The 23,112-nt window shown below is 71.7% G+C and carries 23 protein-coding genes, 2 tRNA genes and 1 other RNA gene; 12 read left to right on the top strand and 14 right to left on the bottom strand.

Features of this window, described 5'->3' with window-relative positions; all coding sequences use genetic code 11:
* Positions 1–253 precede the first annotated feature (253 nt).
* Both C3V38_RS08110 and ffs read right to left on the bottom strand, forming a co-directional pair.
* The gene (locus C3V38_RS08110) at positions 254–1,528 is read right to left on the bottom strand and encodes an aminotransferase class I/II-fold pyridoxal phosphate-dependent enzyme (RefSeq protein WP_106385505.1); all 1,275 of its coding nucleotides are present in this window, start codon (positions 1,526–1,528) and stop codon (positions 254–256) included.
* Positions 1,529–1,591: 63 nt separating this feature from the next.
* Positions 1,592–1,686: signal recognition particle sRNA small type (ffs, locus tag C3V38_RS08105), an RNA gene on the bottom strand.
* Positions 1,687–1,782: 96 nt separating this feature from the next.
* On the opposite strand from ffs, the gene C3V38_RS08100 reads away from it, so the two are divergent.
* Positions 1,783–1,870, top strand: a tRNA-Ser gene (locus C3V38_RS08100).
* 381 nt (positions 1,871–2,251) lie between these two features.
* Here the strand turns inward: C3V38_RS08100 and C3V38_RS08095 are convergent.
* Complete coding sequence (locus C3V38_RS08095; protein WP_061229690.1) at positions 2,252–2,608, bottom strand: 4a-hydroxytetrahydrobiopterin dehydratase; 357 nt, start codon at positions 2,606–2,608, stop codon at positions 2,252–2,254.
* A 129-nt stretch (positions 2,609–2,737) separates the two neighbouring features.
* Here C3V38_RS08095 and gluQRS point away from each other — a divergent pair, with 129 nt between their 5' ends.
* The 3 genes from gluQRS to C3V38_RS08080 are packed head-to-tail and all read left to right on the top strand — an operon-like array spanning position 2,738 to position 4,910.
* Positions 2,738–3,661: a tRNA glutamyl-Q(34) synthetase GluQRS gene (gluQRS, locus tag C3V38_RS08090; protein ID WP_106385504.1), complete on the top strand. Its 924-nt coding sequence runs from the start codon at positions 2,738–2,740 to the stop codon at positions 3,659–3,661.
* Positions 3,662–3,714: 53 nt separating this feature from the next.
* Entirely contained in the window at positions 3,715–4,590 is an 876-nt protein-coding gene (locus C3V38_RS08085) for a queuosine precursor transporter (RefSeq protein ID WP_106385503.1), read from the top strand.
* Positions 4,587–4,910 (top strand): CHY zinc finger protein, encoded by a 324-nt coding sequence (locus tag C3V38_RS08080; protein WP_106385502.1) that lies wholly within the window; start codon positions 4,587–4,589, stop codon positions 4,908–4,910. The genes C3V38_RS08085 and C3V38_RS08080 overlap by 4 nt, the downstream gene beginning before the upstream one ends.
* Here the strand turns inward: C3V38_RS08080 and tgt are convergent.
* A complete protein-coding gene (tgt, locus tag C3V38_RS08075; protein ID WP_174705767.1) occupies positions 4,898–6,178 on the bottom strand; it encodes a tRNA guanosine(34) transglycosylase Tgt in 1,281 nt (426 codons plus the stop codon). The two genes, C3V38_RS08080 and tgt, sit on opposite strands and share 13 nt — an antisense overlap.
* Positions 6,179–6,312: 134 nt before the next feature.
* Between tgt and C3V38_RS08070 the strand changes: the two genes are divergently transcribed.
* The gene (locus C3V38_RS08070; protein WP_106385501.1) at positions 6,313–6,927 is read left to right on the top strand and encodes a TetR/AcrR family transcriptional regulator; all 615 of its coding nucleotides are present in this window, start codon (positions 6,313–6,315) and stop codon (positions 6,925–6,927) included.
* Positions 6,928–7,226: 299 nt separating this feature from the next.
* On the opposite strand, the gene C3V38_RS08065 is transcribed toward C3V38_RS08070, so the two are convergent.
* From C3V38_RS08065 to C3V38_RS08050, 4 genes are all read right to left on the bottom strand, one after another.
* A tRNA-Ser gene (locus tag C3V38_RS08065) sits at positions 7,227–7,317 on the bottom strand.
* Between the two features lie 102 nt (positions 7,318–7,419).
* On the bottom strand, positions 7,420–7,623 hold the full coding sequence (locus C3V38_RS08060; RefSeq protein ID WP_007627815.1) for a CsbD family protein: 204 nt from the start codon (positions 7,621–7,623) through the stop codon (positions 7,420–7,422).
* Positions 7,624–7,746: 123 nt separating this feature from the next.
* Positions 7,747–8,178 carry a nucleoside deaminase gene (locus C3V38_RS08055; protein ID WP_254425920.1) on the bottom strand — a complete coding sequence of 144 codons (432 nt, stop codon included), beginning with the start codon at positions 8,176–8,178 and terminating at the stop codon, positions 7,747–7,749.
* A gap of 26 nt (positions 8,179–8,204) precedes the next feature.
* A complete protein-coding gene (locus C3V38_RS08050; protein WP_106385499.1) occupies positions 8,205–8,732 on the bottom strand; it encodes a tRNA adenosine deaminase-associated protein in 528 nt (175 codons plus the stop codon).
* Between the two features lie 36 nt (positions 8,733–8,768).
* Here C3V38_RS08050 and C3V38_RS08045 point away from each other — a divergent pair, with 36 nt between their 5' ends.
* Positions 8,769–9,734, top strand: a complete 966-nt coding sequence (locus C3V38_RS08045) for a prephenate dehydrogenase (RefSeq protein WP_106385498.1) — start codon at positions 8,769–8,771, stop codon at positions 9,732–9,734.
* On the opposite strand, the gene C3V38_RS08040 is transcribed toward C3V38_RS08045, so the two are convergent.
* Positions 9,718–10,329: a putative glycolipid-binding domain-containing protein gene (locus tag C3V38_RS08040; protein ID WP_254425919.1), complete on the bottom strand. Its 612-nt coding sequence runs from the start codon at positions 10,327–10,329 to the stop codon at positions 9,718–9,720. The genes C3V38_RS08045 and C3V38_RS08040 overlap by 17 nt on opposite strands.
* Positions 10,330–10,384: 55 nt before the next feature.
* Positions 10,385–11,695, bottom strand: coding sequence for a cytochrome P450 (locus tag C3V38_RS08035; RefSeq protein ID WP_106385496.1), 1,311 nt, complete (start codon positions 11,693–11,695; stop codon positions 10,385–10,387).
* Between the two features lie 147 nt (positions 11,696–11,842).
* Between C3V38_RS08035 and C3V38_RS08030 the strand changes: the two genes are divergently transcribed.
* Complete coding sequence (locus tag C3V38_RS08030; protein ID WP_106386409.1) at positions 11,843–12,472, top strand: hypothetical protein; 630 nt, start codon at positions 11,843–11,845, stop codon at positions 12,470–12,472.
* A gap of 46 nt (positions 12,473–12,518) precedes the next feature.
* A complete protein-coding gene (locus tag C3V38_RS08025; RefSeq protein ID WP_106385495.1) occupies positions 12,519–13,058 on the top strand; it encodes a PGPGW domain-containing protein in 540 nt (179 codons plus the stop codon).
* On the opposite strand, the gene C3V38_RS08020 is transcribed toward C3V38_RS08025, so the two are convergent.
* Positions 13,045–15,498: a glycoside hydrolase family 65 protein gene (locus C3V38_RS08020; protein WP_106385494.1), complete on the bottom strand. Its 2,454-nt coding sequence runs from the start codon at positions 15,496–15,498 to the stop codon at positions 13,045–13,047. The genes C3V38_RS08025 and C3V38_RS08020 overlap by 14 nt on opposite strands.
* A 183-nt stretch (positions 15,499–15,681) precedes the next feature.
* Between C3V38_RS08020 and C3V38_RS08015 the strand changes: the two genes are divergently transcribed.
* Positions 15,682–16,143: a hypothetical protein gene (locus C3V38_RS08015; RefSeq protein WP_106385493.1), complete on the top strand. Its 462-nt coding sequence runs from the start codon at positions 15,682–15,684 to the stop codon at positions 16,141–16,143.
* On the opposite strand, the gene C3V38_RS08010 is transcribed toward C3V38_RS08015, so the two are convergent.
* Positions 16,098–18,047, bottom strand: coding sequence for a DUF2339 domain-containing protein (locus tag C3V38_RS08010; protein WP_106385492.1), 1,950 nt, complete (start codon positions 18,045–18,047; stop codon positions 16,098–16,100). The two genes, C3V38_RS08015 and C3V38_RS08010, sit on opposite strands and share 46 nt — an antisense overlap.
* 58 nt (positions 18,048–18,105) lie before the next feature.
* On the bottom strand, positions 18,106–19,026 hold the full coding sequence (locus C3V38_RS08005) for a DMT family transporter (RefSeq protein ID WP_061917507.1): 921 nt from the start codon (positions 19,024–19,026) through the stop codon (positions 18,106–18,108).
* Between the two features lie 153 nt (positions 19,027–19,179).
* On the opposite strand from C3V38_RS08005, the gene C3V38_RS08000 reads away from it, so the two are divergent.
* Complete coding sequence (locus C3V38_RS08000; RefSeq protein WP_061229918.1) at positions 19,180–19,647, top strand: hypothetical protein; 468 nt, start codon at positions 19,180–19,182, stop codon at positions 19,645–19,647.
* A gap of 88 nt (positions 19,648–19,735) precedes the next feature.
* Here C3V38_RS08000 and C3V38_RS07995 read toward each other — a convergent pair whose 3' ends face one another.
* Entirely contained in the window at positions 19,736–21,226 is a 1,491-nt protein-coding gene (locus C3V38_RS07995) for a DUF222 domain-containing protein (RefSeq protein WP_371412147.1), read from the bottom strand.
* Positions 21,227–21,557: 331 nt separating this feature from the next.
* Here C3V38_RS07995 and C3V38_RS07990 point away from each other — a divergent pair, with 331 nt between their 5' ends.
* Together C3V38_RS07990 and C3V38_RS07985 are read left to right on the top strand one after the other, a co-directional pair.
* On the top strand, positions 21,558–21,902 hold the full coding sequence (locus C3V38_RS07990) for a PadR family transcriptional regulator (RefSeq protein ID WP_007633348.1): 345 nt from the start codon (positions 21,558–21,560) through the stop codon (positions 21,900–21,902).
* The gene (locus C3V38_RS07985; RefSeq protein ID WP_254425917.1) at positions 21,902–23,110 is read left to right on the top strand and encodes a hypothetical protein; all 1,209 of its coding nucleotides are present in this window, start codon (positions 21,902–21,904) and stop codon (positions 23,108–23,110) included. Before C3V38_RS07990 ends, C3V38_RS07985 begins: the two co-directional genes overlap by 1 nt.
* Positions 23,111–23,112 lie beyond the last annotated feature (2 nt).

Here is a 23,112-nt window from a genome sequence, read left to right as displayed (position 1 = left end):
GCGCCAAGACGTTCTTGTTGCTGACAGTTGCTCAACAGTCAGCCGTTCAGGCGTTTGCCCACGTCACAGGGTCGCCCAACCTGCGGATCGCAACGTCCATCATGCGAGAACGTGTCTGAGATCACTCGCAGGTAGAACCGCTGGTCACTTCGAGATCGAGCGCGGCGCCATCGCCGGAGAGCAGCCTGCTCCGGTAGGGGCCTGGATTAACGACAGCGAGCCAACTGTTACAGCGATCCCGCCCACCGGGACGTCAGCCGGCGAGCGTCGCGCGGCACGCCGCGAGTAGCGCGCACAGACCCACCACGTCCATGGCGGTCTCGACCTCTGCGAGCGGCGGGAGGGTGGGCGCCAGACGGATGTGCCGGTCGTCGGGGTCCTGCCCGTAGGGATAGGCCGAGCCGGCGGGGGTCAGCGCGACCCCGACCTCCTTGGCCAGGCGAACGGTCTCGGTCGCGGTCCCGTCGACCACCTCGAGGTCGATGAAGTAGCCGCCCTCGGGCCGGGTCCAGCGGGCGACGTCGTACTCGCCGAGACGGCGGGCCAGCGCGGCGGCCGCGGCCTCGAACTTCGGCGCGATGACCTCGCGGTGGCGGAGCATATGGGCGCGGACCCCCTCGGCGTCGCCGAAGAAGCGCGCGTGCGCGAGCTGGTTGACCTTGTTCGGGCCGATCGTGCGCACAGAGGTGTGGCCGAGGTACCAGTCCAGGTTCGCCGAGGACGACGACAGGAACGACACGCCCGCGCCGGCGAAGGTGATCTTGGAGGTCGAACACACCTGCCAGAAGCGGTTGGGGTGCCCGGCCTCCGCGGCCAGGGCGTCCACGTCCGGCACCTTGGGGAAGTCCTCGGTGAGCGTGTGGACGACGTAGGCGTTGTCCCACACCACGCGGAAGTCGGGTGCCGCGGTGGCCATACGGGCCAGGCGGGAGACGGTGTGGTCGTCGTAGACCGCGCCGGTGGGGTTGGCGAAGATCGGGACGCACCAGATGCCCTTGATGGACGGGTCGGCGGCCACGAGGCGCTCGACCTCGTCCATGTCCGGACCCGTGGGCCCGAGGGGCACGGGGATCATCTCGATGCCGAGGGCCTGCGTGATGGAGAAGTGGCGGTCGTAACCGGGCACCGGGCACAGCCAGCGCAGGGCGGGCTCGTCCTTCCAGGGCCGTTGCGAGTCGGGCGTACCGAAGAGCATCGAGAAGACGAGCAGGTCGTACATGATCGACAGGCTGGCGTTGTCCTGGGCGATCACCCTGCCCGTCTCGGTGCCCAGCAGTTCGGCGATGATCGATCGCAGTTCGGGGAGCCCGGCGCCGCCGCCGTAGTTGCGCACGTCGGTCTTGCCGGCCAGGTGGTCCCCCTCCCCCGGCAGCGACAGCAGCGCCTCCGAGAGATCGAGCTGCTCGGGCGAGGGCTTCCCGCGGGTGAGGTCCAGGGCGAGACCCTTGTCCGCGAGCGCGTCGTACTCGGCGGCCAGTCGCGACTCGATGCGAGCGAGGTCGTCGGCGGGGAGATCGGACAGCGCCACGGTGGCCTCCGGCGGGGGTCGACTACATCGGTGGTGTTAGTGCCCTAAGACATGTCCCAAGACATAAGGGGACCCCGCGCACCCGCCAGAGCCCGCTGACCCTTGCTGCCTTCCGGCCCTGGGGGAGTTCACAGGATGGACGCCGCGCGGGGTCCGGGTACGAGTATAGCCGGGTCACCCCCGAGCCCGCACGCCACCCACCCCGGAGGATGACGGTTTGCCTCCGCTCGGCCTTCCTCGGTATTGTCCTCCACGGAGGATTCGCCTAGTGGCCTATGGCGCTCGCCTGGAACGCGGGTTGGGGTTTATAGCCCCTCAGGGGTTCAAATCCCCTATCCTCCGCCGCGGACGCGGCCCGGAGCTCTCGAGCACCGGGCCGCGTCGCACATTTCCCGGTACGCCGCCTGGCAAGGCATACCCGCTCGCACCCCCACGCGCCCGAGTCCCCGCGCCCCGCCGGGCACACCGCCAGCGCATCCGGCCCCACTCACGCTGGCCCACGGGACCATTCCACCAGCGCTGGGTAGGGAGATGAGGTCAGATGTCCGACACGGTTGTGGCGGTCCCGGCGATCGTGAGGGTCCTGCTGGGGATCATGCCGCAGCCGCTGCTCGACCTCGCCGGGGCGGCCGCCGCGTTCGCCGGGTAGGCCGCGTCACGGCCGCGCCCCCCCCGGACGCCGCCTCCACGCCGAGCAGAGGACCGGGCCCCTGACCTCCGGCCCTACTCCCCCAGGCCGAGCGGGGTCGCGTCGAACTCGCCGGACAGCGCCGAGATCGACCGCGCCAGCCGCAGGTCTCGCCGGGTGACGCCGTCGACGTCGTGACTGCGCAGGTCAAGGGTCACCTCGTCGTAGCTCCACAGGAGGTCGGGGTGATGGTTCTGCGAGTTGGCGGCCTGGCCAATGGCGGCGACCAGGTCGATCGCGGCCTGCGGCGACTCGCACACGGCGGTGTAGGTCAGCGATCCCTCGGACAGGGCCCAGCCGGGCAGGTCGGCGAGGCCCTCAGCGATCTGCTCTTCGGTGAGGCGGGTCTGGTCGTCGGCGTCGGGGCGTGAGTTGTCGGCGTCTGCGCTCATTCCTCCAGTCTGGCACCTCGCCGCGCGGCGGGCGGTCCTGGCGCGCGGCCCACGCGCCCCGCCCCACCACGACCCGGCGCGCCCCTGCGCCCCGCGCCCCTCCACGACCGCGCCACCTACCCTGTTGACGTGGAAACTCCCGCTAGCCTCCTCCCGCCCGGCGCCGGCCGCTACGCTCCGAGTCCCTCCGGCGACCTGCACCTGGGCAATCTGCGCACGGCGGTGGCGGCGTGGGTGCTGGCGCGGGATTCGGGGCGGTCGTTCCGGATGCGGGTCGACGACCTCGACGCCGCGCGCGCCCGGCCCGGGGTGGCGGAGCGGCAGCTGGCGGACCTGGCGGCGATCGGCCTCGACTGGGACGGCGAGATCATGTGGCAGTCCGCGCGCTCGCACGCCTACGCCGCGGCCGCCGACCAGCTGGCGGACCAGAGCCTGGTCTACGAGTGCTACTGCTCGCGTAGAGAGATCGCCGAGGCCCCGCAGGCGCCGCACTCCCCGCCCGGCGCCTATCCGGGTACGTGCCGGGATCTGCCCGAGGCGGAGCGTGAGCGTCGCCGCTCGGCGCTCGGTCCCGGCCGGGTGCCGGCACTGCGGCTGCGCGCGACGGTCGACGAGTTGACGATCCCCGACCTCGTCCAGGGGCACTACACGGGGATCGTCGACGATGTCGTGCTGCGCCGCGGAGACGGCGTGTGGGCGTACAACCTGGCGGTGGTGGTCGACGACGCCGAGCAGGGCGTGGACCAGGTCGTACGCGGCGAGGACCTGCTCTCCTCGACTCCCCGTCAGGTGCACCTCGCGGATCTGCTCGGCCTCCCGCATCCGCAGTACGTCCACGTGCCGCTCGCGGTGAACGCCGCGGGTCAGCGGCTGGCGAAGCGGGACGGCGCGGTGACGCTGGCCGACCTGGCGCAAGAGGGGACGACGACGAGGGCCGCGATCGCCCGGATCGTGGCCTCGCTCGGTGGGCCGGAGGGCGCGGACTCGATCGAGGCGTTGCGTGGGGTGGTCACGGCCGAGTCCCTGCGATCCGGCCCCTGGGTGGTGGCGTGACTCCGCGGGCCGGATTCGTCGCGGGCGCGCGTCTGCCCGGATAATCGTCGCTCGTGACCATTTCATCGCAGACCCCCGAGCCCCGGGATCCGCACGGGACCGGGCTATCGAGAGGGACTGGGCGGCCGGACGGGATCACTCCCGAGCCGGCGCGCAGCTCCCGGACCCCCGACCGCACCCGGACCCCCGACCGCAGCCAGCCCGCGTTCGCCACCTTCGGCAGCCCCTACTTCGCCTACCTCATCGCCCTGTTCGTCGGCGTGATGCTCATCAGCAACGTCACCGGGACCAAGGGCGTCCTCCTCTTCCCCGACCTGTCGTTCCAACTCGGGTTCGTGTCCGTCGACGGTCTCGTGACCGACGGCGCCTTCCTGCTCTTCCCGCTGGCCTACGTGCTCGGCGACGTGATCAGCGAGGTGTACGGCTTCCGCGCGATGCGCCAGGTCGTGCTGTCGGGGTTCGCGGTCCTCGCCCTGGCGGCACTGAGTTTCACGGCCACCGTGTATCTGCCCGCCGCGCCGTTCTACGAGAACCAGGACGCGTTCGAGGCTGTCGCGGGCGTCATTCCGCAGTTCTTCCTCGCGGGGCTCGCCGGGTACGTGGTGGGCGAACTGCTCAACTCGTACGTCCTGGTGTGGATGAAGCGGCGCACAGGTGAGCGGAGTCTGTGGGCGAGGCTGCTCGGCTCGACCGTGGTCGGCCAGCTCGCCGACACGACGGTCTTCTGTACGATCGCCGCCCCGGCACTGGGCATGGCGCTCTGGTCGGGTGACTACTGGAACTACGTCGTCATCGGGTTCGTCTGGAAGACCCTCGTCGAAGCGGTGCTCCTGCCCGTGACGTACTTGGTCATCGCGTGGATCAAGAAGCGCGAGCCCAGCTACCAGGCCGCACTGTCGGGGTCGGCCCTGTCACAATCGGCGGCATGACCCCGCCCGCCGTGACGGTCCTCGGCGCGACCGTCGATGATCAGACCCGCTGCGTCCACTACGCCGGCCCGCTGGACATCGTCGCGATCCGCTTTCACTGCTGCGGCGAGTTCTACCCGTGTTTCCGCTGCCACGCCGACGCCGTCGACCACCCGGTCTCGGCGTGGCCGGCGGACCGGTTCGACACCCCCGCGATCCTGTGCGGGGTGTGTCGGTCGACGCTCTCCATCAGCGACTATTTGGAGGCGGACTCCTGCCCGTCGTGCGCGTCGCCGTTCAACCCGGGCTGCTCCCTGCACCACTCGATCTACTTCGAGTAGTACCGGCCCAGGAATTCGGTCTTGTAGGCGAGGTACTCGTCGGGCCCGGCCGCCATGGCCGCGCGCACCTCGTCGACGAGCTGCACCACAAAGGCGAGGTTGTGCAGTGTCAGCAGGGTGGAGCCGAGGAACTCCTTGGCCTTGAACAGGTGGTGCAGGTAGGCGCGGCTGTACTCGCGCGAAACCTCTGACGGGCCCTCCGGGTCGAGCGGCGTGTGATCGTGCCGGAACTGCGCGCGGGTGATGTTGACCCGCCCGTCGAGCGTGTAGATCCCGCCATGGCGCGCGAGCCGGGTGGGCGCGACGCAGTCGAAGGTGTCGGCCCCGTTCTCCACCGCGGTGAAGATGTCGTCGGGCTCGCTGATGCCCAGAAGGTGCCGTGGCCGGTCCTCGGGCAACTCCTCGGTGCACCAGCCCACGATCGTGCCGAGGTTCTCCTTCTCCAGCGCGCCGCCGATGCCGTAGCCGCCGAACCCGCGCCTCCCCTGGTCCTCGGCGCGCTCGCTCATCTCCACGAGCCCGCGCACGGCCTGCCGCCGCAGGTCCTCGAACTGCGCGCCCTGGACCACTCCCCACAACGACTGCCCCGGCCGATGCGTCCGCTCAGTGGACAGCCGCTCGTGCTCGTCGAGGCAGCGCTGCGCCCACCGGCGGGTCCGCTCCACCGAGTTCTCCTGGTACCGGCGGGTGTTCATCAGGGTGGTGAGCTCGTCAAAGGCGAAGATGATGTCGGCCCCCAGCGAGTGCTGGATCCGCATCGACACCTCGGGCGAGAAGCGGTGCCGCGAGCCGTCAAGGTGCGAGGTGAAGGTGACGCCGTCCTCGTCGACCTTCGCGAGCCGGCCCTGGCCCTTGTTGGTCGCCGAGTCGTCGGGGGCCGCCTTGGTTCCCGCGCTCATCTCGATGATCTTCTTGAACCCCACGCCCAGGCTCATCACCTGGAACCCGCCGGAGTCGGTGTAGGTGGGCCCGTCCCAGCGCATGAACTCGCCCACACCGCCGGCGGCGTCGACGATCTCGTGGCCGGGCTGCAGGTACAGGTGGTAGGCGTTGGCCAGCACGGCCTGCGCGCCGGTCGAGCGGACCTGCTCGGGTGTGAGCGTCTTGACCGTGGCCTTGGTGCCGACGGGGATGAACGCCGGGGTGGCGATGTCGCCGTGGGGCGTGTGGATGACGCCGGTGCGCCCGCCGGCGGTGCCGTCGAGAACCATCCGCTCCCCCACGTCGAAGGTGGTGGGGCGGGTGTCGGGTGCGGCGCTGTCGGGCATCACTCCATCGTGGCATGTCGGTCCGGGATCGTGGACGTGACCCTAAGATGGAGCTGTGCGTCGGCCGGGGGACGTGGGTGGCGACGCCGGGGGGCGCGACGCGCGCGTCGATGAGTACGACGACGAGGTGTGCCATGACCGCAACGGGAGGACGACGGCTCTCCAAGCAGGAACGCCGTTCGCAACTGGTCGTGTTGGGGATCCGGCTGTTGGAGACGGTGCCTTTCCATGCTCTGTCCCTGGACGACGTGGCGGAGCGGGCCGGTGTGTCCCGCAGTCTGCTGTTCCATTACTTCCCCACCAAGCTGGACTACCTCACCTCTGTCGTCCGGGCGGCGGCCGACCACGTGCTGTCGCTGACGGAGGTCCCGGAGGGCACCAGCGCGGAGGACTGCACCCGCGCGATCGTCACGGCTCTGGTCCGCTACATCCAGCGTCGGCGCGACAACTACGTGGCGGTCCTGCGTTCGGGCCGGGCGGTCGATCCGGCGTTGGAGCAGGTCGTCGACGGCATGCACCGCACGATCAGTCTGCGGATCCTCGACAGCATCGGGGTGGACGGGGCGGGCCCGATGGCGCTGGTGCTGACGCGTGCCTGGCTCGCGGGGGTCGAGGAGCTCGCGCTGCTGGGCGAGGAGTCCGGGCTCCCGCAGGCGGCGGTGATCGATTCGGCACTGGCGACGCTCAACGCGGTCGTATCGCTCCCGGATTTCGTCGACGATGTCACCTGCGCCGCAGACCACACCTGAGCCTGCCCACGGCCCCGACCCACCGCGCGCCCGCCCCTCGCAGCCGCCCCCCCACTCGTAACCGCCCCTCGCAGCCGCCGCCCCTCGCCATGGCGTCTCGCGCGTACCGCGGGGCGGGCCAGACGCCATGGCGAGGGGCGGGAGCAGTCGACGCGAGCAGGCACAGGAGCGAGACGCCAGGCGCGGGAGCGGCTGCCCGGCGGGGCCGAGGTGGCGGTTGCGGGCCTGGAGCGGCGGCGGGCCCGACCGCGGAAATGGCGAGAGCCCCGGACCTCTCTCGAGATCCGGGGCTCTCCCCGTGGCGGTGGCGGTGGGATTTGAACCCACGGTTGGGGGTTACCCAACACAGCATTTCGAGTGCTGCACCTTCGGCCGCTCGGACACGCCACCGCCGATCAGGCTACTGCACGAGGGCCCGCGGAGAAAAATCGGCGCGCCCTGCGCTCCCGGGTTACCGGGGCCCGCCCCGCCGGCGGCGGCGCGGGCGCGCACTCACTTGTCGTTGCCGGTGAGCTTGCTGGCGGCCTCGTTGGCCTTGTCCTTGAGCTTCTCGGCGCCCTGCTTCAGGCCCGCCGCGCCCTGGTCGGCCTGACCCTCGGCCTGCAGATCACGGTCGCCCGTCGCGGCGCCCGCGGACTCCTTGGCGCGGCCGCCCAGCTCCTCGGCCTTGTTCGAGAACTTGTCTCCCACTCCCATGTGGTACTCCTCTCGATCGCGGCGCCGGGGCCCGGCGCCTCTCGAGATCCACCGTATCCACGCCCGGCCGAGGCCTCCACCGCGCGCAGGTCACGATCGGATCACCGGGCGGGCGGACCGGCGTCAGCGGCGGGCGCGGAAGAAACCCTCGAGAACAGCCGCGCACTCGTCCTCCAGCACGCCGCCGTACACCTCGGGTCGGTGCACCAGCCGCCGATCGCGCACGACGTCCCACAGCGAGCCGCAGGCCCCGGTCCGCGGCTCCCACGCCCCGAACACGATCCGGCCCACCCGCGCCGCGACCGCCGCCCCCGCGCACATCGTGCAGGGCTCGAGCGTCACCACGAGTGTGCAGTCCTCGAGCCGCCAGCCGTCACCGAGCACCCGGGCGGCCTCGCGAAGCGCGAGCACCTCGGCGTGCGCGAACGGGTCACCGTCGGTTTCCCGGCGATTGGTGGCGGCGGCCAACTCGGTACCGTCCGGACCGACGACGACCGCGCCCACGGGCACATCCTCCGGCGGCGTCCCGGCGGCGACGGCCAGCGCACGACGCACGAGGGCCTCGTTCGCCCGGTGCGCCCTCACGAGTCGGGCAGGTGCCGCTCGAACTCGTCGCCGAAGCCCATCCGCTCTGCCACGGACTGCAACTGCTCGTCCGCGTACAGGTCCACCTCGGAGACGATGATCTCTAGTACCCCGGCCGGCAGGCCCATGTCCTCGAGGATCGCCATGTCGCCCTCGCCCCAGGGATCGGTGTCCTCGAGCTCCTCGTCGGTCATGTCGGGCACATCCACGTTGAGCTCGTCGAGCACGTCAGCGGCGATGTCGTAGTCCAGCGACGCCGTGGCGTCGGAGAGCATGAGCCGCATGCCGGACGGCCCCGGGCGCAGGATCACGAAGAACTCGTGGTCCACGTCCACCAGCCCGAACGACGGCCCCTCCGCCCGCAGCGCGCGGACCTGCCGCGCGGCGTCGTCGAGACTCGCCAGCGCGGCGTCCTCCAGGCGGGTGACCTGCCACGACCCGCCGTCCTGCACCACCCCGAGCGCGATGCCCGTCACCGAGTCGTCGTCGGAGTCGCGGGCGTGTCGGTCAGAGCTGCTGGCCATGGGCTCAACCGTAGTCTGCTGTGAGAACCTTGTCAGGTGACGGTGACGGCGGACGTGTGCGTGCTCGGGGCGGGTCTGATCGGCGGTTCGCTGATGCGGGCCCTCGGCCCCGAACGGATCTTCGGATGGAACCGTTCCGCCGCAGGCGCCGAGGCCGCCACCGCCGCCGGTTTCGCCGTCACCACCGACCTGCACGACACGCTCCGCCGGGCCCGGCAGGCCGATGCCCTCGTCGTCGTCGCCGTCCCCCTCCCCGCCCTCGACGCGGTCCTGGGCGCGGTGGCCGAGCACGCGCCCGGCACCGCCCTCACCGACGTCATCAGCGTCAAGGGGCCCGTCCTGGACGCGGTGCGGCGGCACGGTCTCGGGGCGCGGTTCGTGGGCGGGCACCCCATGGCCGGCACCGCCCACTCCGGCTGGGACGCAAGCGACCCGGACCTGTTCCGCGACGCCAGGTGGCTCGTCGCGGCGGATGACGACGCCGACCCAGACACCTGGGCGCGGGTCGCGCGCCTCGCCTCCGACACCGGTGCGCGGATCCTCTCGGCGACGTCGGCCGAGCACGACGCGGCGGTCGCCCGGATCTCCCACCTCGGACACGTCCTCGCCGAGGCGCTCGCGCTGGCCGGTGGGCGGGGCGGGGACCTCGCGCTCGCACTGGCGGCCGGATCGTTCCGCGACGGCACACGCGTGGCGAGCACGGCCCCCGATCTGGTGCGGGCCATTTGTGAGCCCAACCGGGACGCGCTACTGGGCGTGCTGGACGACTGCCTGGCCGATCTCCGGGACGCTCGGGCGTCGCTGGCCGAGCGGGGAACGCTGGGACCGCTCGTCGACGACGGGCACCGCGCACGCCGCGCCTACGAGGAGGCGCAGACCGGGACCGGCGGGCCGGTGGAGGTCACGCCGGGAGCCGCGGGGTGGCTCGAGGAGTTGCGCGCGGCGGGGGCGGCGGGCCGGGAGGTCAGGCCCGGCGGCAGGCCGTTCAGGCCCGGCGGCTGAGCCCCGGCACGTCGATGATGACGCCGTCGGCGTCAACAGTCGCGCTGGTCGAGGCGGTCGCCGTGAACCCGTGGACCTGCTCGTCGTCGCTCGACATGGTGACCGTGTCCTGGGTGACGTCGAGAGTCATGCAGTCCACCGAGAGCACGCGCTGCTCCTCGGATCCGGGCTGGGCGTGCAGCCCGAGGCGCCGGATCATGACGCTGGCGAAGAACACGCTGTAGGTGACGTCCACGTCGACCACTCCGTCGTCGACCACGCGGGACCGGGTGCCGCTCGGATCGTCGAGAAGCCAGGCGCCCTCGTCGTCGCAGGCCAGGTCTATGGACCGCTCGTACTCCTCGGTGCTCACCGTCAGCCCGACCCGACGCAGGGCCTGATCCGAGCCGATCTCCGCGTCGTATTCGACCGTGAAGGCCACGTGCTCGGGATGCGCGGCGGAGACGATCCGCCCACGGGCACGCGCGGACTCACCCCTGGGGACGACTCTGACCTGCTCGATCACCCTGCCGGTCTCAGAGATCCACGTGTACATGCGGGGAGCTGAGGCGCGCGGCGCTTCGGACGGCGGGGAGGACGACTGAGGAGCGTTCACACCGACCACGGTAGGAAAATCTTCAGTAAAACGCACATCGATCTCCCCCGCCACCTCAGCGTGGACGCAGGTCCACGCGCGCCCGGCGCCAGGGGTAGAGCGTCACATTGCGCGAGCGCGGCCACTCCCGCCCGCTGCCGACCGGCTCCAGTCGGTACCGCCCGAGAAGCTGCCGCAGGATGACCTCGCCCTCCATCATCGCGAACGACGCACCGATGCACCGGCGCGCCCCGCCACCGAACGGCAGCCACTCCGTGGGCGTGGGCACCTCGCCCAGGAACCGCCCCGGGTCGAAGTCGCCGGGCGACGGATAGGTCCCCGACGAGCGGTGGGCCAGGACGATCGACGGCGACACGGTCACGCCCCGCGGATAGGTGCGCCCGCCGATGGTGGCCGGTTCCTGCAGCTCCCGCATGACCATGGGCACGACCGGATGCAGTCGCAGGACCTCCTTGAGCACGGCGTCGAGGTACTCCGCCCCGTCCCCGGCGATCTCGGCGACGCAGCGTTCCTGGACCCGCGGATGGCGGGCCAGCTCGAGCATCGACCACGCCATGGCCGTGGCCGTGGTCTCGTGCCCGGCCGCGACGAGGGTCATGAGCTGGTCGCGCAGCTCCGCGTCCGAGAGCCCCTGCGCGTCGGTGGCCGAGGCGCGCACCAGCAGCGCCATGAGGTCCCGCCGCTCCGCGAGCGCCGGGTCGCGCCGGGCGGCCTCGATCTCCTCGCCGAGGAACTCGTGGATGGTCTCGAGGTCGCGCACCTCGCGGCTCCACGGCCACAGCCTGCGCAACGGACCGATCCCGAGGCCGATCATCACGACCGGCCCGGCGTCGACCGCCCGGGCGACGATCGGCCGTATCCGGTCCAACCGCGCGGAGTCGGTCACGCCGAACACGACCCGCAGGATCACCTCGAGGGTGAGCTGGTTGAGCAGGACGTGCGCGCGGACCCGCCCCGATCGCGGCCACCGGGACAGCTGCTCGGCGGTCACCTCCTCGACGAGCTCGCGGTAGCCGGCGATCTCGCGCCGCCCGAACGCGGGCGCCAGGAGCCGCCGCGCGCGGGCGTGTTCGTCGCCGTCCTGCAGCAGGAGCGAGTGATCTCCCAGGAGGGGCCGGAGCAGTTCGTTGCCCTTACCGGCGTGGAAGACCGACGGCGAGCCGGCGAACACGTCCTTGACCTGCGCGGGCTCGGAGACCGCGACGACCTTCCGCCCCCGGGGCATGAGATCGAGCGTGAACGGCACCCCGTACCGGCGGGCCGCCGCGGGGAACACGGCCGCGGGGGCGGCGAGGGCGAGCACCGCCTGCAGGAGACGGGGCGCCCGCGGGCCCGGCGGGAGCCTGTGTGCGGTGTCACTGGTCATGCGTCCACCGTACGAGCCGCCCGGGCCGGCCGCAGCGGGTTCGCTCCACGATCCGCGCGGTCGTGCACCCCTGTGACACCCGCGGGGCGCCGGACGTTCACCGCGATCGTCACCTCGTCGTCGTCGATCGGGTTTAACCTGGGCCGCATGGCCCTGCTCCCGGTGGACACGGACTCGACGCCCGACGACATCGCCGCCCTCCTCGCCGTGGACGCCGCGGTCCGCGCGGCGGTCGGATTCGAGCACGATCCGCCCACCGCCACGGCCCTGCACTGGGCCGGCGCGGAGGGGATGTGGATGGCCCTCCTGCGGCCCGGTGACGGGCGCGCCCTCCTCGCCGGCTGGCACCACGAGTTCTCCCTCACCGAGGGCAGCGGGCGCGCCGGCGAGGCCGGCACCGACCTCGTGGGCGACGCACCCGGCTGGTGGCGCCGCGGCGCCGAACACGCGCGGTTCCGGGGGGCGTACCTGGGATTCCTGTACGGCTGGGACGGGACGCGCTGGTGGCGGCTGGACCAGCCCGTCGACGACGGCTTCGACCCCGAACTATTTCCCGTGACGCGGGCGGCGCTGCACGACATCATCGACGACCTGGCCGATTCCACGCTCCTGGACGACCCCGACCCGGACGCCGTCGAGGCGCTGCTGGACGCCGGGGCCGGACTCACCGCCGCGCAGCTGGCCGCGGTGCTCCACTCTCCCGACGGCTGGCCCGAGGTCGACCTCGAGGCGGGGGTCCGCGCCGCCGACGAGTACCGATCCACGGTCCCCGCCTGACCCCCACACACCCTGTGCCGCCCCTGGTTTCTGTCACGATGGTCCGGTGAGAAGACTCGGCTACGTCGCGGCGAGGCGCCTCGGCCTGGAGGTGCTCGGCTGGACGCTCGTCGCCCTGGGCGTCGCCGCGCTGTTCCTGCCCGGCCCCGGACTACTCATGCTCTTCGCCGGAACCGTCGTGCTCTCGAGACAGTACGAGTGGTTCGACCGGCGCCTCCTCACGGTCAAGCGGCTCGCCATGGAGGGCGCCTCCCGCGGGGTCCAGTCGTGGCCCAGGATCGCCGGCTCGGCGCTCGGCGTGGCCTGGCTGATCGGGCTGGGGCTCTTCTGGGGCATCGGATCCGCGGTGCCGGGATGGTGGCCGCTCTCCCCGGATATGTGGCTGGTCGGCGGGTGGGGCACCGGCGGCACCCTCATCTTCTCGGGGCTCGTGGCACTGGCGCTGCTCGTCTACGCTTTCCGTCGGTTCCGGGGGAGCCCGTACGACCACGAGGCCGAGACGGTCCACGACCGTCAGCGTCGCGAGGAACGTCGCCGGGCGCGTGCCGCGCGACGCCACGCCCGTGCCGAGGTCACACCAGGCTGAACCGTTCCTCGGCGCCGACCGCGACCAGTCGCTCCTCACCGGCCACGCGGACGCGCACCGGCGTCGCGTCGATCACGCCGTCGCGATGCCGGATCACCACCTCGTCGCGCATCACCGTCACGGTGAGCGGCGAGCACGGATAGATCACCGTGAACGAGACACCGTCGATCGCCCCCGGCAGATTCGGCTCCAGGTGGAGCATCCCGCCCTCGGCCCGCATGCCGGCGTAGAAACGCTGCACGAGGTCGACCGTGCCCGCCATGACGCCCATGTGGATGCCTTCCCTGGTGGTGCCGCCCTGGATGTCGCTCACGTCGCTGCGCAGCGCCACCGTGAACCGCTCCCATGAGGAGTCCGGGTCGAAGCGGGCGAGGACTCCGGCATGGGTGATGTACGACAGGGTCGATCCGTGCGAGGTCCGACGGTCGTAGTACTCGATCGTGCGGCGGGCGGCGTCGTCGGGGAACTCGTAGCCGAGCCGGGTGAAGACACGGCGCAGTTCCTCGTCGCCGAACAGGAAGAACAGCATCACCGCGTCGGCCTGCTTGGCCAACTTGTAGCGGTCCGGGGTGTCGCCCTCGGCCTTGAGGATCCGGTCGAGGCGCTGGATGTCGCCGTACTTCGCGCGGTAGGCGTCCCAGTCCAGTTCCTCGAGGTCGGCGTAGCCCTCGAACTGGCTGATGATCCCGTAGTGGAACGGCACGAACATCCGGCGGCTCATGTCCTTCCATCGCTCGATCTCCTCGTCGCGGAGCTCCAGCCGGGCGCGGACGGCGTCCGCGCGCGGTGCGGGCAGCAGGTCGAGCAGGTGCGCGGAGATGTCGCAGATCCACGCCACGAAGACGTTGGTGTAGGCGTTGTTGCGGAGGCCGCCCTCGGCCGCGCCCGGGTACTTCTCGTGGTACTCGTCCGGGCCCATCACGCCGTGGATCTCGTAGCGTTCCCGGTCGGACGAGTAGTGGGCGGCCGACGACCAGAACCGTGCGATGCCGAGCATCAGCTCCGCGCCGTGGGATTCGAGGAACATCGTGTCCTCGGTGGTGGTGATGTACTGCCAGACGTTGTAGAAGATCGCGGCGCTGACGTGCCGCTGGTTGTGGGACAGGTCGACGTCCCACGTCCCCGACATCGGGTTGAGGTGGACCTCCTGGGTCTCCTCGGTGCCGAGCGATCCGCTCTGCCAGGGGAACATGAAGCCGGCGCGGCCGGCGGCCCGGGCGGCGGCGCGCGCCTCGGCCAGGCGACGGTAGCGGTACATGAGCAGGCTGCGGGTGACACCCGGCAGCCGGTACGTGAGGAACGGCAGGACGAACAGCTCGTCCCAGAACACGTGGCCGCGGTAGGCCTCGCCGTTGATCCCGCGGGCGGGGACGCCGGCGTCGAGATCGGCGGTGTTGGGTGAGCACGTCTGCAGGATGTGGCTGATGTGGACGCGCAGGAGGTGCTGGGCCTCGTCGTCGCCGAACACCTGCACGTCGCACGCCTGCCACAGGCGGCTCCACGACTCCCGGTGGTGCGCGAGAGCGGACTCGAACGGGCGCGACCGGGTCACCGAGCGGTGCGCCCGCACGAGCGTTTCGCCCGTCGCGGGGTCGCGCGAGGTGAACAGCGCCACCGACTTCTCCACGGTCACCGGCACCCCGCGCTCGAGGTCGAGGTGCAGCGTCTGTTGGACGTGGTCGGGGGTCCGGAAGTCGGTGCGGGACACCTCGACCTGCTGGCCCACGGCGAGGACACGGGTCCGGGCGGCGACGCTGACGGTGACCTCGGACTGGCGGGTCCGGGTCTTGAGCGCCATCACCTCGGGCTCCGGGAGTTCCGTTCCGACCGGGTGGAGGTGGGTGCCCTCGAGGTCGCGGTAGCGGGGCACGCCGTCGTTGGTGACGCGCCCGTCGATCGCACTGACGACCTCGGCGGGCCCGGACCAGTTGAGCGGGGTGAGGGTCCACTCGAGGTAGGCGTGGTGCATCGACGCCATGGAGGTGAACCTGCGGCTGACCAGTTCGGTCTCCCGTCCCTCGCGGTCGCGGAAGCGCAGGTGCCGGGTGAGCACGGCGGCGCGGAGGTCGAGCCGGTGCCGGTAGTCGAGGACCTCCACGTCCGCGAGGCGCAGGACCTCCGCGCCGTCGACGCGGAGTTTCAGCGGCAGCCAGTTCGGCAGGTTGACCAGGTCCTCGTTGTGGACCGGGACGCCGCCGAGCAGGGTGGTGGCGCGGTCGTAGAGGCCGTGGACGTAGGTGCCGGGGTAGTGGACGTCGTCGGCTTCCTCCCATTCGGCCGCGCCGCGGGTCGCCATGTAGCCGTTACCGGTGGAGGTGAGGGTCTCGCGCAGGCCCTCGTCCCGGGGCTCGACGCCGTCGTAGGCGAGGGTGAAGGCGGCGTCGGTATCACCGGCGGTGTCGCCGGTGGTGTCCAGGGGACCGGTGTGCGAGATGGTCACACCTGTGACACAACCACACCCGAGTCGTCGGCGGGCCCGGTCGGCGATCCGGTTCTCGGGATCGTCATCCCGCCGAGACCCGCCGACTGCGCCGATGCGCTATGATCTAGGTCACAGTCGGGACGGTTCGGGCCGCGCCGCGAAACCCCTTGTGGACCGTCTCGTCGGACCCGGGAGTTCACCATGACCGTTCAGCTGATCGAGATCACCGAGGGCGTCGCCGACCGCATGCAGATCCTCACCACGCCGACGGCCTGCCAGGTGGAGGACGCGCGCATGATCATCGTCGATCTGCTCGGCTCGGCGCCCTCGTGGCCGCTGGCCGTCCTGGTCGACCAGGTCTGTATGGCGTACGAGTGCCCGGACGGTGAGCGTCTCATGGTCGATCTGCGCGACCGGGAGGGGCTGGCGGACGACCTGCTCCGGGACGAGCCGGCACTCAAGCGCGTGCGGTGGGTGCGCGCCACGCGGATGGCGCTCCGCGAGCTGACCGACGCGGGGGAGGTCGTGTGGAGCCAGCCGTCGGACGATCCCGACGAGGTCGACCACCCGGAGGTGCAGGTGCTGATGTCCGGCTCCGAGCCGCGGGCTTTCCTCATCTACGTGGGCGAGCCGCTGCCCGACGGGTCGGTCTCCTTGCGGTAGCGCACGGCCACCGCGAGCATCACGGCGCCGACCGCGATGAACGACAGCACGCGGAACAGGCCCGGCAGCGTGGCGAGGTCGAGCAGGAGCAGCTTCGCCAGCGCGAGTGCGCCCAGGACGAACCCGAGCCGGCGGGCGTCGGCGATACGGGGGCTCGGGGTGAGGACGAGCCACGCCGCGCAGCAGATCCACAGCACCGTCACCACGAGGTGCGCGGCGAGGAAGCCGGTGCGCGCCGCACCGGCGAGGTCGCCGATCGTCACGCCGGCGGCGACGATCATCACCGAGAAGGTGGCCAGGGCGACGACCGCACCGACCATCGTCACGCGCCCGGCCTCGCGGGGCAGTCGGCGCCGCACCCACCAGGTCACGGCGGCCGCCAGCGCGGTGGCGGCGAGCGCGGAGACGACGTCCCAGTAGCTGAACTCACGCACCGCGAGCCGTTCGCTGAGCGCGAGGTGCGGTTCGTTGACACCCAGGTACACGAGCAGGGCGAGCACGGACGCGGCGCCGGCCACCCAGTGCAGCCACCGCCGGCCCCATACACCGGCCGCCGCGACGTACGTCAGCGCGCTGAGCGTGAGGGCGAAGCCGGTCATCTCGCGCCCGCCCAGCTCGACCCAGGTGAGCAGCAGCAGCGCGCTGCCGACGATGCCGGTCACGGCGGACAGGTGTGTGGCAGGACGGTCGCGGTCCGTGTGACCTGTGTGGACTGTGTGGTTAGTGCCGGTCCGGCCGGCGCGGCCGGCGACGAGTAGGTAGGCCGCGGCGAGGAGAAGGCCGTACGGCCAGCCGGGCCGGAGGAGGTACGTGGCGGGCAGGAGCGCGAGGGGCAGCGCGGTGGGGACGACGACGAGGGCCGCGTTCTCGACGGCGGGGCTACGGCGGAGTGAGTCGTACCAGGCGACCCCTGTTCCGACGGTGGCGAAGACGAGCGCGGTCGCGATGAGCGCGATCTGTTCACCGCGGGAGTGGAGTGCGGCCTGCGAGAGGTATCCGGCCAGCAGGACGCCGGGGAGGACGGACCACGCCACGCGGACGGCCACCCCGAGATCGGCGGCGAGGGCGGCGGTGGCGATGCCGACGATCGCGACGAAGACCGGCAGTTCGACGTCCGTGGAGATGAACGGCGCGAGCAGCATCGTGCCCGCGGACACGAGGCACGCGAGCAGCCCCGAGCCCCACCGTTGGGCCAGCGCCACGCCGCCGAGGGCGAGTCCGCCGACGAACATGAACGCGGCCGGGACGGGGATCCACAGGTAGAGGGTGGTCGCGGCGATGACGTCGAGCATCGCGGCGGCGAGCCCGGTCCCCACGAGCGCGAGCGCGCCGGGGTTGACCGGGGCCTCGGCCGTCGGTTCGTGGCGCGCCTGCAGTCGCAGGCCGAGCACGATGAGGACCACCGCGAGCGCGGCGGCGCCGATCACCCGCGCGATGGGCGGGAAGAGGCCGGCCTGGATGGCGACGACCAGCAGGAAGGCGATGCCGGCGAGCATGACCGATCCGCCGATCGCCGCGATGACGGTGGCGACGGTGACCCGCGGCGCCCGCGGCGGACGCGCCTCGGCCGGCGGCGCCCACGGTTGCTGCGGCGGCGCAGACTGCCATGCGTGCTCGCGCGCGGGCGGCTGCCACGGTCGGCCCGGGCGCACCCCGTGCGCTGGCGGTACGGGTGCTGGCGGTACGGGTGCTGGCGGTTCGGGCGCTGGCGGTTCGGGCGCTGGCCGTCCGGGCGGCTGCCAGGGCGACCCGGGCCTGGCCGCCTGCGGGGCCTGAGCGGGGCCGGCGTGCCGACCGAGCGCGATCAGCCCGGCCCGGACCTCCGCGACCTCCGCCGTGATGTGCCCGAGGCGGGCGTCGAGGTCGGCGAGGGCGCGCTGCAGGTCAGGCTGCTCGGGGTTCACCCCCGAATCATCTCCCGCCCCGGCCACGGCGTCCACATGTCACGTCCGGGCCCGGGCGCTACCGCCGTGCGCGCTGAGCCGCCGGTGCCGGACGCGACCGTAGTACGAGGATCACGCCGACGGCACTGACGGCCATCCCCACCACCGCCGGGAGGGTGATCGGGACACCGAACATGAGCCACACCCAGACCATGGTCGTGGGCGGGGTGAGGTACAGCAGGACGCTGGCCACGGTGGCGCCGCGCGTGCGCGTGACGAAGACGAAGAGGACGTATCCGCACAGCGTCGACAGGAAGACCAGCCAGGCCACTGCCGTCCAGAAGTCGGTTTCCGCCTCGGGCGCAGCCTGACCGGTCAGCACCGCTGCGACCATCAGCACCACGCCCGCGACGACGGACTGCATGGTGATGGACTGCAGCAGCGTCTCGGTGGGCCGCAGGCGCTGGGTGAGGACCGTGCCCGTCGCCAGGCTGAGCATGCCCGCGGCCGGGAACAGGTACGCCCACCACGGTGCGGACCCCGCGTCCAGGCCGCCGGAGACGACCACCACGACGCCCGCCAGTCCGAGGGCCATACCGATCCACATGCCGGCCGTCGTGCGTTCGCCGAGCACACGACCGGCGACGGTGGCCACGAGCAGCGGTTGGAGCGCGGCGATGAGGGCCGCGGTGCCGCCGTCGACGCCGCGCGCGACCCCCTCGAAGATCATGAACAGGAACACGGCCTGGCTGAACAGGCCGAGGGCGGCCTGCCGGGTCCACGACGCACGGTCGTCCAGCCGCACCCGCAGCACGAGGCAGACGCTCACCAGCAGAACGCCGAGGATCGAGAACCGCCAGGCCAGCAGCTGCAGCGGTGTGCCGCCGGCGCGGGTGCCGAGCTCCGCGCCGACGTAGCCGGAACTCCACATGAGCACCAGCGCCACCGACGCCAGATGGCCGCCGTTCCGGCGGAGCGCCTGACGCGCGGACTCGGGCATCGTCACACCTTATGAAGCAGCCGCCCTCGCCGTCGTCGACCCGCTTCACACCACCCCCTCACGCGAGGGGGACAGGCCGAGCCGACGCACAGCGATGCCCGCGCGGGGTGTGACACGATCAGCCGGTACTCCTCACGCCGGACAGGGGCCGCGATGCGCACTCGACTCGTCACCACCGTCGGCGCGGGACTGGCGGCGACCGGACTGCTCGTGGCATGCGGCAGTGGCAGCGGCGATTCCCTCCGACCGCCACCGACGCCGGAAGCCACCGTCGAGAGTTCGGTTTCGTCCGACGCCCAGCAGGAGCCGGCCGCCCCGGAGAGCGTGATCGTGTGCCAACCGGGGATGGTCGACACCGCCTCGACCGCCGACGACGTCCCCGCGTGGCCAGGCCCCCCGCCGGCGGAATTCGAGTTGCCGGCACCTACACCTGCCCCGCGCGGCTGCGGAATGCTCACCGGCCCGCAGGCGCGAACCGTCTACGAGGCGGCGCTTGCTCACCCGGCCGCTCTTCTGGAAGAAGGGCACCTCGAAAGCGACGACGACCTGAGCGACACCAGTGATGCGCTGTGGGGGCTCGACGGCATGGTGGTGTGGATCGTCGTCGAGCCACAGTGGTGATTCCGACGGCGTGTGACCCGGCCCGGTCACACGCCGGCCGGCCCGTCGAGGTGCTTTTCACGCACGCCGGAAGCGCCGCCGCGGCGTGTCAGGCGGGGCGGGTGTGGGGGCCGTGTCTGGGGTGGCCTGGTGGGTTGATGAGGGTGCCGTCGTCGGCGATGATGCGGTCGGCGAAGGCCTCCCACTCGCGTTCGGCGATGGCGTCGCGGGCCCGGGCCAGGGGGCCTTTGGGTCTGGTGCGGTGCTCGTGCCCGGTGTCGGTGCAGATGATCAACTCACCCAGCGGCCCGGTCCGGTAGGTGTTGGTGCCGAACGCCTTCTCCCGGTGATGCTTGCGGCACAAGCACACCAGGTTCCACTCCAGGGTCGGCCCACCCAGTTCCGGATCACCCTTGTTGAACGCGATCACATGATCCACATCGCAGTCCTTGGCCGGCACCGAACACCCCGGGTGCCGACACGTGCCGTCGCGCAGCCGGATCCGCTCGGCCATCGCCGGGGTGATCATGTACCGCAGCGCGTGCTCGGGGCTGTCCAGCGCGCCCGGCGCGGGGTCGATGAGCTCGAACCGCACACTGGCCTCATCGCCCTCCAGCAACTCCGTGCACAACCACTCGAAACTGCTGTAGGTGCCGTGGACGAACTCCACCCGGTTCGGCAGACCCCGCACCGCCGAGGCGATCACACTGATCCGGATCGGCACCCCCGCCCGCGCCGCGTTCCCCAACGACGGCCGCGGCAGATCCGCCCCCGCACGCACCTGCCCCAGCTCGATCCCACACTCCTCAGCCACCGCAGCAGCCGCAGCGTCGGCGGTGTCGGTCGCGGCGGCGTCGGTGGTGGCGGTATCGCCGGCGGCGGTGTCGGGCGGGTAGACCGCCAGCGCGGCCAGAGCGTCCGCGCGCAGCTGATCGATCGGCCGGTCCAACCCGTCCGCGGCCGCCACCGCGGCATCGGTATCGATCCGCCGGCGCAGCAACTCCGCATCAGCGGCGGTGAGTTTGGCCCACATCGTGGCCATCCCGTCACGCCCACCGCGGAACCGGACCCGGCGGGTCTGCGCGGCCGCCTCGGCCGCCTCCTGCGCCCCGGCCGGATCGCACCGCTCCACCGCCTCATCGATCGCCGAGTCCACCGCCGACCGGCTCGGCCGATCCCCACCCTCGAGATCGCCGGCGAACCGGGCCAGCACCTCGTCCTCCACATCGGCCACGATCGCATCGGGCACCTCGGCCAGACGGCACGCGATATCGACCGCCATCTGCTCCGGCATCACCCCCCGCGCCACCACCGACGCAAGGCGGGACAGACGGGTATGGATCTGCACCCCCGCCGTGACCAGCCGCTCGGCATGCCAACACGTCAACTGACACGCCGCCACCAGATGATCACGCGCCCGCGCCGCCGGCGCCAACCGCGCATACCCCGGCCGACCCGACCCCGCAGGCCCCTGCTCGTCCTCGGTCTGCGCCGCGCGGGTGAACTGCGCGACCAACACATACGCAGCCTCCAACCGCGTCGCACCAGCTCGGTTCTGCGCCAGCGTCGCCGCGCGAGCCGCCTCACTGACCGCCGCCATGTCCAACGCGCCCAGACCCTCAGGGACCGCGAACAACGTCCTCGCCGTCGTCACCAACCCCCACCCCCCCGCCGAGCGCCACACCGAACAATGACCACCAATGTCGAACTATAGTTCGATCATACCGGCGCGCCGACAGGTGCACAAGGGTTCGAATGGCGCAGATCCACGCGCTCCGAGCGTGCGCACACGTAGGCGAGCGGCGACCTCGTCGTCGTCGCCCCCGTCATACCCCCCTGGAGAGATGCCACGGTCCCGCGCGGGCGACCCCGCGCGGCGGACACGGTGTGCGCCATTTACATAGTGTGCGTCGCACACTATGGTGTGAGACATGGACGACGAGGTAGACGCAGTACAGGGCACCCACCTCCAGGAGATCCGGCGGGGATCCGTGGTGCTGGCGAGCCTCATCGCGTGCCGGACGCCCAAGTACGGATACGGACTGCTGACCACGCTGGCCGACGTCGGCATCGTCACCGAGGCCAACACCCTGTACCCGCTGCTGCGCCGCCTGGAGGGCCAGGGCCTGCTCACGTCGACCTGGCGCACCGACGACCCCCGGCCCCGCAAGTACTACGAGACCACCGCCCTCGGCGCCGAGACCGCCGAGCGGCTGCACACCGAATGGCTGGCGCTGGGCGCCGGTTACGACGATCTGCGGAAGGCGGATGCGTGATGCCCCGACTCACCGATCGCTACATCGCCGAGGTGGTCCGCCACCTCCCCGAGGGCCAGCGCGGCGACATCTCGGAGGAGATCGCCGCGACCATCGACGACATGATCGCCGCCGAACTCGACGCCGACACCGGCCCCGACGGCCGGATCGATACCGCCACCGCCGAGCACACGGTCCTGCGTCGCCTGGGCGACCCCGCGCAGCTCGCGCGCCGGTATTCGGGCGTGCGTCAGTACCTCGTCGGGCCCGACGTCTACCCCGTGTGGTCTCGCGTTCTGCGGTGGCTTGTGCCCGTCGTCGGCACGATCGCCGCGGTGGCCGGCGGCATCCTCTACGTCTCCACCACGCCTGTCCCCCAGCTCGGCGACCTCATCGCCCAGCTCATCACCTCCGCGTCCGCCGCCCTCCTCTGGACCTTCGCGGCGTGGACACTCGTGGTGGTGATCATCGAGCGAACCACCCCGGAGGGCGCACGCAACGCGCTCTCGCGGACGCCGACCTGGGATCCGGACGACCTCGACCGCCCGGGCAGCGGAACCGACACGCGTGCCGACGCGATCGTCTCGCTCGTGATGCTGGCGCTCCTGGCCGGCGTGCCGTTCATCCCGTCGACGTTCCTCTACATCGGCCACCTCAACGGGGGCGAGCCGCTGATCAACCCGGGCATCCCGACCGGCTGGGTCGTGAGCTACCTGGTCCTGATCGGCGCGCTCGCGCTCATCCAGGTGTGGCGCCTGGCGCGGCCGGGACGGTCGCGCGGCCGCCTCGCGCTCGAGATGGCCACCGACATCGTGTTCGGCGTCTTCCTCACCGCCCTCGTCCTGAGCCAGCAGACCGTGCTGCACCCGGATCTCGTCCCCGCGGACGGCGACGGCGGCCTCGCCACCGCCATCCGCTGGGGGCTGGTCGCGGCCGTCTGGGTGATCGTGGTGTGGGACCAGGTCGAGACCGTGCGGACGTTCCGGCGCCACTCTGTGAACGAGTCACGCCGGCCCGGGCCGTCCCCCACCGCCGACGAGAAGACCCCGCCTCCTGCATCTCTGCCGGTGGCGGGGTCTCCTGCACTTGTGCGCCCGAAGGGACTCGAACCCCTAACCTCTTGCTCTGGCGAGGACCAGGCGGTGACCTGGATCGATGAGTACCGGGACCGCCGGTGGGTTAGTAGCCCGGTCGAGGCTGTCCCGGCCGTGGCGCGGATGGTTGGTTAATA

This window comes from Dietzia sp. oral taxon 368 (genome assembly GCF_002999155.1).
Lineage (GTDB): Bacteria > Actinomycetota > Actinomycetes > Mycobacteriales > Mycobacteriaceae > Dietzia > Dietzia cinnamea.
This window is presented reverse-complemented; position numbering and strand designations above follow the sequence as displayed.